Source organism: Desulfallas thermosapovorans DSM 6562 (assembly GCF_008124625.1).
Lineage (GTDB): Bacteria > Bacillota > Desulfotomaculia > Desulfotomaculales > Desulfallaceae > Sporotomaculum > Sporotomaculum thermosapovorans.
Genome location: NZ_VNHM01000020.1, coordinates 36,991 through 47,794 on the forward strand (window position 1 = coordinate 36,991; position 10,804 = coordinate 47,794).

The following is a 10,804-nucleotide window of genomic DNA, read 5'->3' on the forward strand; positions in this document are numbered from 1 at the left end:
CACCTTACTTTCTTTCAATAACTGTACTGAGGGATACCAGCACGGTTTTACCATGCTGGTTTTGGTAAATGGTCTCCAGGTGGAATATGTGCATTTTACCCTTATCGGCGAATCCCTTCAGGGTGCAACGGGCCTCAATTTTATCGCCCGGGTTGATTTCGCCCAGGTAGCGGTATTCCTGCCCGCCATGCAGTACCTTCAAGGGATTTATTTTCAGGTTAAGACACAGGGTCATGAAGTCCTGTCCTCCCCAGAAATCCATGCAAGTGCCGAAGGTGGGCGGGGCGATGATATCCCGGTAACCCATGTTGCGGGCGTATTCGGTATCGGTGTAAACCGGGTTGTCATCCCCGATGGCCAGGACCATTTCCCGAATTTTTCCCCTTTCCACGGTAAAGGAAAAACGGGACAATTCGGTACCCACCAGGCCGTTATAATTGCTCATAAACAACCTCCTTTGGTGCCGCTTCCTTTGATTTGGTGCGGCCTCCTTTGGTGCCGGGTGTTGAAAGGTTGACAGGTTGAAAGGTTGAAAGCTTAGTGTTGCAATTAAATAATTTTACCGGTCCAGCAATGACTTTTCCCCGGCGGCGGCATATTCCCGGTAGAGGGGGCAGGCGGTGGTTTTGGGGCAGTGGTCATATTCCAGGCAGCGCCAGGCAACCAGCTGGGTATCAATCTGGCAGGTGCCGCTTCCCTCCAGCATATACAACTCTTCCACCCGTACCTCGTACCCTGCCACCGGGCATTGAAATGTGCTGTGCACCAGGGTTTGCATGATTTAATCCGGCCTCCATGATTAAGCAGTAATGCTATAGCACAGTCAATTTGACATTGAAACAGGCAATGATAAAATTTTATTCCTTTCCCACTATGCACACCGAGCACACTGCTTCCCAGGGGAAGCCGCCCAGGTTGTGGGTGAGCCCCAGTTTGGGATTGTCTATCTGCCTGGGGCCGGCCTGGCCCCTTAGCTGCAGGTACATTTCGTACAGCATGCGCAGGCCGCTGGCTCCGATGGGATGGCCGAAGGATTTGAGCCCCCCGTCCGGGTTGACCGGCAGTTCTCCGTCCAGGTCGAATACGCCGTTCAGCACATCCTGCCAGGCCCGGCCCCTTTCCGAAAAGCCCAGGTCCTCGTAAATAACCAGTTCCGTGGGGGTGAAGCAATCATGCACTTCAGCCATGCTGATTTCCTTGCGCGGGTTGGTGATGCCCGCCTGGCGATAAGCATCCAGCCCGGCATAATAAGTCTCTCGGATGGATGTAAAGTCGAAATCCTGGTGCATGGCACCGTGTCCCGGCCCGCAGACCACGGAAAGGGCTTTGACGTAGATGGGGTTTTTGTTATACTTTTTGGCATCCTCGGCCCGCACAATAATGGCGGCGGCCGAACCGTCGGCCACCCCGGAGCAATCCATGACCCCCAGAGGCGCCGCCACAATGGGGGAATTGAGGATTTTCTCCATGGGTACCTCTTTGCGGAACTGGGCCTTGGGGTTCAGGGCCCCGTTTTTGTGGTTTTTATAGGCGATGCGGGCCAGCACCCGTTTGCCTGTTTCCGGGTCCAGGCCGTACTTGTTAAAATATGCCGGGGCCAGAAGGGAAAAGGCGGCCGGGGCGGAATAGTTGGGGGCGGTACCGTCCCCCGGAGGCGGGGTGATTACCAGCCCGCTGTAACCCGAGTCCTTTAACTTTTCCACTCCGATGGCCATGGCAATGTCATAAGCACCCGCAGCCACGGCGTAACAGGCATTTCTAAAGGCATCGGTACCGGTGGCACAGAAATTTTCAATGCGGGTCACCGGTTTGTATTGTATCTTAAGTGGCTCCGAAAGGCTGATCCCCGCCCAGCCTGAGGCGCAACTGCCCAGCCAGTAGGCCTGGATATCCTCCGGGGTTAGCCCGGCGTCCTCCAGCGCCTGGTAGGCGGCATCCACCAGCATATCACCGGCGCTTTTGTCCCAGTGCTCTCCGAAGCGGGTGCAGCCCATGCCCACTATGGCAACTTTGTCCCTGATGCTCATTAATAAAAACCTCCCTCAATGAAAAATTATTTTCAGGGCTACTCACCTCTTGGGCCTGGCTTTCCAGTAATAATTGTGGATCCCCCCGGCCTTAAAAAGCTTGCGGAAGGTGGTTTCCACCTCCATGCCGATGGCTACTTTCGCCGGCTCGCAATCGGTCATTTCGCAAAGTAACCGCCCGCCGCCCTCGAAATCAATCACCGCAAATACCGTAGGCGGGTCCTGGGAAAATGTTAAATAATCAATTGTATAGGTGGTGATACGGGCATTGATGTCTGCAAAACAGTAGGGTTCCATGGCGTCTTTGGCCTGGCAGTGCACGCACACCCTCTGAGCGGGAATTTGCGGGGTGCCGCAGCGGGTGCAGCGGCTGCCGTAAAAGGCCAATATCTTTTTATTGTTACGCCACATGGCCGGTGCAGAGGGGCGGTCGGGTTCGGGCCGCTTGGGTGGCTCAAAGTCCAGCATACCCTTCCAGCGCAGGTAATTCTGGTAGCTCAGGGAAGTTTTCTTGGATTGCAGTAGTTTCGAAACACCATGCTTGGGAGCGAATTTTTTGATATTGTCCGTAACCCGCAGCAGCACGGCGTCCACTCCCTCGCCGAAGGTAACCATTAATATACGGTCCCCGGGTGCCGCTTGCTCCAGCGCCGCGGCCAGCATCAGCGGGGCGTGGGCGGTGCCGGTAAGGCCTACTGTGCTAAATAGACCATCCTCAATCTGGGACTGCTCAAACCCGAGGGAAAGAGCGGTGCCCGCCTGGTAACGGGGGGAAGGTGCATAGAGCACCAGCTTGCTGATTTCCCCGGGGGTAATTTTTAACCTTCCCGCCAGGGTTGTCAGGGCTTTGGTGACCAGCGGGCCATAACCCCTGGTGATTACAAAACGGTCCTCCCAGGCCCGTACAAAACGGTCTGTTACGTCCCGCCACTGGGTCAGTACATCACCGGCCACAGTGCAACTGCCCTCTATTTCAGCCAGGAGGTTTTCCCGGCCGATAACCAGAGCTGCCGCTCCGTCGCCGAAAAGCTGTTCATGTTGTCCCCTGGCCGCCCCCAGGCGGCAATCCGCCGCTGCCACCAGTACGTGGCGGGCTCCCGACTTAACCGCATCAGCAGCGGACAGTAAAGCGGTAGAACCGGCCCGGAGAGTGGAAGTGAAGTCCGCGGTACGCACCAGGTCGGTGGTGTCTAGGGCTGCGGCAATGGTGGTGGCGGATTGTTTTTCGACATAGGGCGGGGTGGTGGTGGCAAAATATACGCCGTCCAGATCCCGGGGCCGGATACCGGTCAGGCAGTCCCGGGCAGCTTCCACCGCCATGGTTACGCTGTCTTCATCGTAATTGGCCACCGCCTTTTCTCCCGGGAGGGACGGCTCGCCGAAGGCCTCGGCCAGGCGCCGGCGCTCCAGGCGGTTGAAGGGAATATAAGCGCCATAGGCGGTAATACCCACCATAATGCTAATACCTCCTTATATGGCATGGTCCAGGTCATGTTGCCAGGCGTTGCGCGCATTACAAGCCTGTATTCAGTTAAGCTTGTAATGAATTTGTTGAAAAATTAGTTTTATTCAGTAAATGCTATTACCTGGCAATCGCAAAATATATGCCAGGGTTGCAATAGCGCTGAACCATAAAATATACGGCTTATAAAATGATGACTTGAAATTGTTTGTATTGATTGCAGGACGGTTGTACTGAAAGCGATACAACAAGCTGCAATTTAAAATGTTCATAATACTGTTTGTGCAAGTTTGCCAGCAGGCATGGTTTTTGCGATTCACAGGGAGAAGTAATCACAGGAGGAGGGGTGTTTGTGAACACTCCAATAGAATTTTTGAATTTAACAGGAATATTTCTGGTTTGGGCAGAAAGAATAAATATGGTAAGTTAGGCATGACATGGCTATAGTTTTTCGCTTGTATTGCACCCGTTGTTGAATGAATAATACAATCCTTCAAGGAGGAGGTACTAATGGCTGATAATAGTAAACCCACAGCACCGCTGGCCGAGGTGATAAGCCTGGCGGAGTTTATTGACTACCAGCAAGGATCGGTGGTAAGCAGGACACTGGTTGATAAACAGACCGGCACGGTAACTTTGTTTGCCTTTGATCAAGGACAAGGGCTAAGCGAGCACACTGCCCCCTTTGATGCCATGGTGCAGTTGCTGGACGGTGAAGCCGAGGTGACCATTGCCGGGAACCCGCTGCGTTTAAAGAAGGGTGACATGGTCATTATGCCCGCCAACAAGCCCCACGCGCTGCGGGCGGTGGAAAGGTTTAAGATGCTGTTAACAATGATCCGGGCGTAAGCGTAGATAGCCCCGGCCGTTTATTTAAAAATAAAATGGGCGGGGCATTGTTTACGCGTATCTCAGTTGCTATTTAAGCTTACGGGAATTATATTTCAACAGCTTATCCTCCAGCCATAAATGCATTAATCTGGCTTCCAGCATATTCGCTGCGGCAATTTCAGCGATAAATTGCTGCATTGTGCCGTTGTGTTGCTCCAATTTGGAAACGAAACCGGCATACCCTTGGTGTGACTTTTTTTCGACCCAACTAAAGGTTTTGACCACGTCCTTCTCGCTGGCCAGGTTAATGGTAACACCGAACAACCGGCCAATAATGTCACCGCCTTCAATAATAATGGAAGGTTTTCCACCTAAATTTAAGATTGCATTTCTTACTTTATTAATGTGCTCCATTTCAATTTCTGCAAACCTTCTAAAGGTTCTTCTTATCTCTTTGTCCTGGTAACCTGAAAAATTTTTATACATGCCCAGGTGGCCGTGTTCCAGGGTTAATATTTTATTAAGTTCAGCTATAATTTCTGTTACTTTCACAATGGTCACCGCCAATTATGTATTATTGTTATTATTTCCCCGGGGTGTGGGAAAATATTTGTAATTAATCGGATTAAGTTTGCCCACCAGGTTGATTGAGTTAAAGGCCAAGCCAGGGTTTTAAAAGCTACCAGGCACTGGTATATTATTGTGCTGAAGCTTCCCACGACTAAAGCCGGGGCTTAGCGGTGCTTTGGGGTAAAGTAGGGGTATATTTTGTCCATTAATAGGATGAACCATGGAATATGAAACGGGGGTTTGTTTAATGCAGGTACGTTTAACCACGCTTTGTGAAAACACGGCGGCTGCTCTGGGATACACCGGGGAATGGGGGCTTGGTATTCTGGTGGAGGCCGGCGGTGAGGCGGTGCTGTTGGATACCGGCCTTGGTGATTCTTTGATACGCAATGCCATGGCCGGTAATGTCGATTTAAGCAAAGTTGACAAAGTGGTCATCAGCCACGGCCATGCCGACCATACCGGCGGCCTGCGTTCTTTGCTGCAGCAGCTTGGGAAAAGGGTGCAAATTCATACTCACCCGGCCATATGGGGTAAAAAGTACACTTGCATGACGCTGCCGGGCAGCGGGGAGCGAAGGTGCCGGTATATCGGAATGCCCTTTTGCCGTGAAGAGTTGGAAGGGCTGGGCGCGGTATTTAATATGTCCAGGGAGCCGGTATGGTTAAACGAGTTTATGGTTACCACCGGTGAAGTGCCCCTGGTTACTTCCTTTGAAAAAGTTGATGACAATATGTTCTTGCGGGCGGAGGAGGGTTTTGTGCCGGACACCTTGCCGGATGACCAGGCGCTGGTGGTCAAAACGGAAAAGGGATTGGTGGTGCTGCTGGGCTGCGCCCACCGGGGCATGGTGAATACGCTGCTGCACGCCCAAAGGATTACCGGTGTGGAGAAAATTTATGCTGTGGTGGGCGGCACCCATCTTTTCCGGGCGCAGCCGGAGCAAATTGAGCAATCCATGGCCGAACTGCGCCGGATGGGTGTGGGAAAAATAGGCGTATCCCATTGCACCGGCATGGCCCCGGCTGCACTGCTGGCCCGGGAATTCGGGGATAAATTTTTCTTTAACAATGCCGGCACCGTGGTGGAGTTTTAAATTCCCGCCCAATTTTCATAAAATACCCCAACATGCCCGGGATAGGTGTGTTGGGGGTTTTTTTAACGGTATTTTAGAGTCGCTAAAAATTTTGCAAGGGGAAATTTAATCATAGACGTGTTTGCAGGGAACATCTTTGGCCTGGTGTGGGGCAGTTTTAATATATTGTCATTTTGAGGCCATGGTGTTATTATGTTCCTAGGTAAACTAAAATCGTTTACATAGTTTACTGGTGGCTTTGATTTTTTACCCAACAGCCTTGGCGATGCTTAATAACATTGCCTAAAACTCAATTTGTTACCTGAGGGATTGCATTTTTGTTGCAAAAAGCATAGCATAAATTTTTTATGAGTAATCATTCAATTAATGAAGGGAGCGGTGGCTATGGCTGACAAAAAGCGGGCTTTGGCGGTTCTGGTGCTGTTATTGGTGGCGGCGGGCTCATACTGGGCCTATGAACATTATTACAAAGGTGAAGTTGCGCTTATCCGGGCCACCGGCACCATTGAGGCCACCACGGTGGAGTTGAACGCTAAAATGTCCGGGACCGTGGCCAGGCTGCTGGTGGATACCGGTGACACCGTTTCTGCCGGTCAACTGGTGGCCGAGCTGTCCCGCAGCGACCTGGCGGCCCAGCGGGAGCGGGACGCTCTGGGGGTATTGAAGGCCGAGGCCCAGCTGGCGGATTTGCAATCGGGAGCCCGGGAGCAGGAGAAAAAAGAAGCTATGGCCGGGGTGGAAATCGCACGGGTTAATTTAGAAAAGGCCAATACGGATTTGGCCAGGATAGAGGCCCTTTTCCAGGGCGGTGCTGTACCCGAAGCAGACTATGACAAAGCCCGGACCAGCGCGGAGTTGGCCAAAAACCAGCTGGCGGCGGCCGAGGCCAGGCTTAACCTGCTGGAGTCGGGCAGCCGTCCCCAGCAAATCAAGGCCGCCCAGGCCGAGGTCGAGCGCAGCAAGGCCGTGCTCAAGGCCAGCGATGCCATGCTGGAGGATTTGAAGGTTTATTCCCCCATCGCGGGGGTGGTGCTGTCCGGCAATTACGAGCAGGGGGAGTACGTGCAGATGGGTGCTTCCCTGGCCACCGTGGCGGATCTGAATGATCTCTGGATCAAAGTTTACATTCCCACCGTCGATTTGCCCCATATCAAACTGGACCAGCCAGTGCAGTTTACTGTCAGCGGCATGGATAAAGTGTTTGAAGGGGTGGTGCAGGAGATCGCCACCGAGGGTGAATTTACCCCCAAGACCATCCAAACCCAGCAGGAGCGGGCCAATGTGGTATTTGCCGTGAAGATAAAGATCAGCGATGCCGGCGGTGTTTTAAAGCCTGGTATGCCTGCCGATGTAACCTTTGGACCGAGGGCGAACCATGATTAAAGTGGAAAAGCTGGGCAAAGATTTCGGTCATATCACCGCCGTGTATGAAGTAACCATAGACGTGTTTGCAGGGAACATCTTTGGCCTGGTGGGGCCGGACGGGGCCGGTAAAACCACCTTGCTGCGCGTGATTTGCGGTTTAATAGTTCCTGATCGCGGGCAGGTTCTTTGGGCGCAGGCCGCCGGCGGGCAGGGGAAACGGGGGAACGGGGTGGTGCTGGGCTATATGCCCCAGCGGTTCAGCCTTTATGGTGATTTGACGGTGATGGAGAATATTAATTTTTTCGGCGCCCTGTATAAATTAAAACGACCGGTTATAAGGGAACGGGCTGACGAAATACTGGAAATGACCGGGCTGCTGCCCTTTAAAGATCGCTTGGCGGATAACCTGTCGGGGGGTATGAAGCAAAAACTAGCCCTCACCTGCGCCCTGGTCAACCGCCCGGCCCTGCTGGTGCTGGATGAGCCCACCTACGGGGTGGACCCGCAATCCCGTAAAGAGTTCTGGCGGATATTATACCGGCTGAACAAGCAGGGAATGACCATCATAGTATCCACCCCTTACATGGATGAAGCCGAGCTGTGCACCAGGGTGGCCTTTATGAACAAGGGCCGTGTGGTGGCGGTGGATTCACCATCCCGGCTGAAAAGCAATTTTCCCTACCAGGTGCTGGAGGTGCGGGTTGAAACCCGCCGGGCCGGGCCGGTGGGTGATGTGCCGCCGCAAAGCCGTGGGGGGGATGATTTTCCGTATAACCGCCATATTGGGTTGTTCAGTGATTTGCCCGGGGTGGTGTACGTGTCGCTTTACGGGGATAAATACCGCGTGGTGGTGGAGGATGGGGAGGCTGCCCGGCGGGCTATGGAAAACCGCCTGGCGGAGAAGGGGATAAACGCCGGGTTGTATTGTACTGAAATCAATCCCACCATGGAAGATGTTTTTATTGCGCTGGCGGAGAAAGGGGTGGAGTAGTGGACTATGCAGTGACCACCAACCAGTTGACCAGGGTTTTCGGTAATTTCACGGCTGTGGATAAATTGACACTGCAGATTAAACCCGGGGAAATTTACGGATTCCTGGGACCCAACGGGGCGGGTAAGTCCACCGCCATGCGGATGCTTTGCGGCATACTGGAACCCACATCGGGCACGGCCACGGTATTGGGGTACGACCTGTTGCGGGAAACCGAGAAAATTAAGCAGCGTATTGGCTACATGTCCCAGAAATTCAGCTTGTACGATGACCTCACCGCAGCCGAGAACCTGTACTTTTATGCCGGGCTGTACAATATACCCCGCCGGGGAAGGCCGGGCCGGGTGCGGGAAATGATCGATATGGCCGGTCTTACCGGCCGTGAGAATGAACCGGCGGCTAATCTAAGCGGTGGCTGGAAGCAAAGGCTGGCCCTGGGCTGCGCCATTATTGCCCGGCCCGCCATAGTGTTCCTGGACGAGCCCACCAGCGGGGTGAGCCCCACCAGCAGGCGCCATTTTTTCAGCATTATCAGGCAACTGGCCGGGAAAGGTACCACGGTGATGGTGACCACCCACTTCATGGACGAAGCCGAATATTGTGATAAAATCGCCTTCATCTCATCCGGCCGGCTAATGGCGGTGGATAGCCCGGACAATTTGAAAAGAAACGTTATAGAGGGATGTCTGGTGGAATTGGATTTGCCCGGTGCAATGGAACGGTTGGAGAGTATTGCACAGCTTCCCTACGTTAAAGAATGTTCAGTACACGGGCCGGTGCTGCACGTGCTGCTAAAAAGCGAAGCCCACTTGGCGTCCCTGGAGGAATTTACGGGAGTTTCACCCAAACCCATCACCCCTTCCCTGGAGGATGTGTTTATTGCACTTTCAAGTAAAAGTTGAAAGGTGTCCGTTTTGTTATATTCACATGGCCGCGGGCACTTTTCATATAACAACTTAAACGGCATCATGGGTATTGACCACAACAACACCATTACCGAGGAATTACAATTACTAACCACCACCAAAGGGGGGTGTCCGGTGAGCAGGATTATTGCAGTTTTACATAAGGAGATTTTGCAGATGCGCCGGGATCGCATGACGCTGGGTTTGATATTCATGCTCCCGCTGGTGCAACTGCTGTTATTTGGCTATGCCATACAAACCGAGGTAAAGCACATACCCACCGTGGTTTTTGACCAATCGCTTACCGTGGAGAGCCGGGACTTGCTGGATGCTTTCGTTGCCTCGGGTTACTTTGATGTTACCCGTACGGTAAACAGCTATACCGAGGTCAATAAAATGATCGACAGCGGTGAGGCCAAGGTGGGTATAATTTTTCCGCCGGATTTTGCCCGCAATATCAAACGGGGCGAACCCGGCCAGGTACAGGTGATTGTGGACGCCAGTGATAATATGGTGGCCAACCAGGCTGTGGCTGTGGCCAATTCCATAGGGCTTATCCAGTCCCAAAAGGTGCTGGCCCAAACCAAGCAATTCACCGGGCCTCCCTATGATGTCAGGGTACGCCCCTGGTACAACCCGGATGGTATCACCGCCTATTACATGGTGCCGGCCATACTGGGGATAATTGTAACCATGACCATGGTGATCATGACATCCATGGGCATTGTGCGGGAACGGGAGCGGGGCACCCTGGAACAGTTGATTGTCACCCCCATTAAATCCCATGAACTTATGATCGGAAAAATATTGCCCTATATCGTACTAGGTTACCTGCAGATCACCGTGGCCTTACTGGTGGGTGTAATTGTATTCCACGTACCCATCAGGGGTAGCTTGCTGGAATTGTACCTGCTGACCCTTTTCTTCATCACGGCGTCCCTGGGCCTGGGCATACTTATATCCAACATTGCCAAATCCCAGATGCAGGCGTTCCAAATGTCCTTTTTCGTAATGCTGCCCAGTATACTCTTGTCCGGTTTTATGTTTCCCCGGGACGCCATGCCCAAAATTATTTATTACCTGAGCAGCCTTATTCCACTAACTTACTATCTTGATATAATCAGGGGTATAGTATTAAAGGGCATTGGGTTTTCCTACCTGGTGGGGCAGGTTACCGCATTGCTGGTATTTTCGGTGGTGCTATTGACGCTCAGTATATTAAAGTTCAAGAAAAAAATTGCCTAGCAGCCTGTCTGAGTATTAACATAATCAAGGAAAATTAGATACTATTAGCAGGGCAATTGGTACAAGTTGTCGAAATATACAATATTATGATCAAAGGATATAAGCCATACAACCCAAATCAAATATATTTATTTCCGCCCGCGCCACAGGATTGGTTACCCAAGGAACATCTTGTTTATTTTATCAGTGATCTTGTTGACCACTTGGATCTAACGGTTATCCACAAGGTATACGAGAAAGGGATAAAAGGTCAACCACCGTATCATCCTGTTTTAATGACTAAGATTCTGTTTTATGCCTATTGCCGCGGCG

General features: G+C 52.2%; 12 protein-coding genes. 7 read left to right on the forward strand and 5 right to left on the reverse strand.

Going from position 1 to position 10,804, the window contains the following annotated elements; all coding sequences use genetic code 11:
• Positions 1–4: 4 nt before the first annotated feature.
• From LX24_RS13555 to LX24_RS13570, 4 genes are all read right to left on the reverse strand, one after another.
• Positions 5–445: an FAS1-like dehydratase domain-containing protein gene (locus LX24_RS13555; protein ID WP_166512680.1), complete on the reverse strand. Its 441-nt coding sequence runs from the start codon at positions 443–445 to the stop codon at positions 5–7.
• A gap of 114 nt (positions 446–559) precedes the next feature.
• On the reverse strand, positions 560–778 hold the full coding sequence (locus LX24_RS13560; protein ID WP_166512681.1) for a hypothetical protein: 219 nt from the start codon (positions 776–778) through the stop codon (positions 560–562).
• Positions 779–857: 79 nt separating this feature from the next.
• Positions 858–2,027: an acetyl-CoA acetyltransferase gene (locus tag LX24_RS13565; protein ID WP_166512682.1), complete on the reverse strand. Its 1,170-nt coding sequence runs from the start codon at positions 2,025–2,027 to the stop codon at positions 858–860.
• 42 nt (positions 2,028–2,069) lie between these two features.
• The gene (locus tag LX24_RS13570; protein ID WP_166512683.1) at positions 2,070–3,482 is read right to left on the reverse strand and encodes an OB-fold domain-containing protein; all 1,413 of its coding nucleotides are present in this window, start codon (positions 3,480–3,482) and stop codon (positions 2,070–2,072) included.
• A 517-nt stretch (positions 3,483–3,999) separates the two neighbouring features.
• Between LX24_RS13570 and LX24_RS13575 the strand changes: the two genes are divergently transcribed.
• Positions 4,000–4,338: a cupin domain-containing protein gene (locus LX24_RS13575; protein WP_166512684.1), complete on the forward strand. Its 339-nt coding sequence runs from the start codon at positions 4,000–4,002 to the stop codon at positions 4,336–4,338.
• A 69-nt stretch (positions 4,339–4,407) separates the two neighbouring features.
• On the opposite strand, the gene LX24_RS13580 is transcribed toward LX24_RS13575, so the two are convergent.
• Positions 4,408–4,872 (reverse strand): ferritin-like domain-containing protein, encoded by a 465-nt coding sequence (locus tag LX24_RS13580; protein ID WP_166512685.1) that lies wholly within the window; start codon positions 4,870–4,872, stop codon positions 4,408–4,410.
• A gap of 265 nt (positions 4,873–5,137) precedes the next feature.
• Between LX24_RS13580 and LX24_RS13585 the strand changes: the two genes are divergently transcribed.
• The 6 genes from LX24_RS13585 to LX24_RS15385 all read left to right on the forward strand — a co-directional run.
• Positions 5,138–5,986 (forward strand): MBL fold metallo-hydrolase, encoded by an 849-nt coding sequence (locus LX24_RS13585; protein WP_166512686.1) that lies wholly within the window; start codon positions 5,138–5,140, stop codon positions 5,984–5,986.
• 384 nt (positions 5,987–6,370) lie between these two features.
• On the forward strand, positions 6,371–7,369 hold the full coding sequence (locus LX24_RS13590; protein ID WP_166512687.1) for an HlyD family secretion protein: 999 nt from the start codon (positions 6,371–6,373) through the stop codon (positions 7,367–7,369).
• Positions 7,362–8,342: an ABC transporter ATP-binding protein gene (locus tag LX24_RS13595; RefSeq protein ID WP_166512688.1), complete on the forward strand. Its 981-nt coding sequence runs from the start codon at positions 7,362–7,364 to the stop codon at positions 8,340–8,342. The genes LX24_RS13590 and LX24_RS13595 overlap by 8 nt, the downstream gene beginning before the upstream one ends.
• The gene (locus tag LX24_RS13600) at positions 8,342–9,244 is read left to right on the forward strand and encodes an ABC transporter ATP-binding protein (RefSeq protein ID WP_166512689.1); all 903 of its coding nucleotides are present in this window, start codon (positions 8,342–8,344) and stop codon (positions 9,242–9,244) included. The genes LX24_RS13595 and LX24_RS13600 overlap by 1 nt, the downstream gene beginning before the upstream one ends.
• Before the next feature lie 138 nt (positions 9,245–9,382).
• Entirely contained in the window at positions 9,383–10,492 is a 1,110-nt protein-coding gene (locus tag LX24_RS13605) for an ABC transporter permease (protein ID WP_166512690.1), read from the forward strand.
• A gap of 86 nt (positions 10,493–10,578) precedes the next feature.
• Positions 10,579–10,804 (forward strand): transposase (locus LX24_RS15385; RefSeq protein WP_479723367.1); only part of this gene is annotated, 226 nt, incomplete at its 3' end.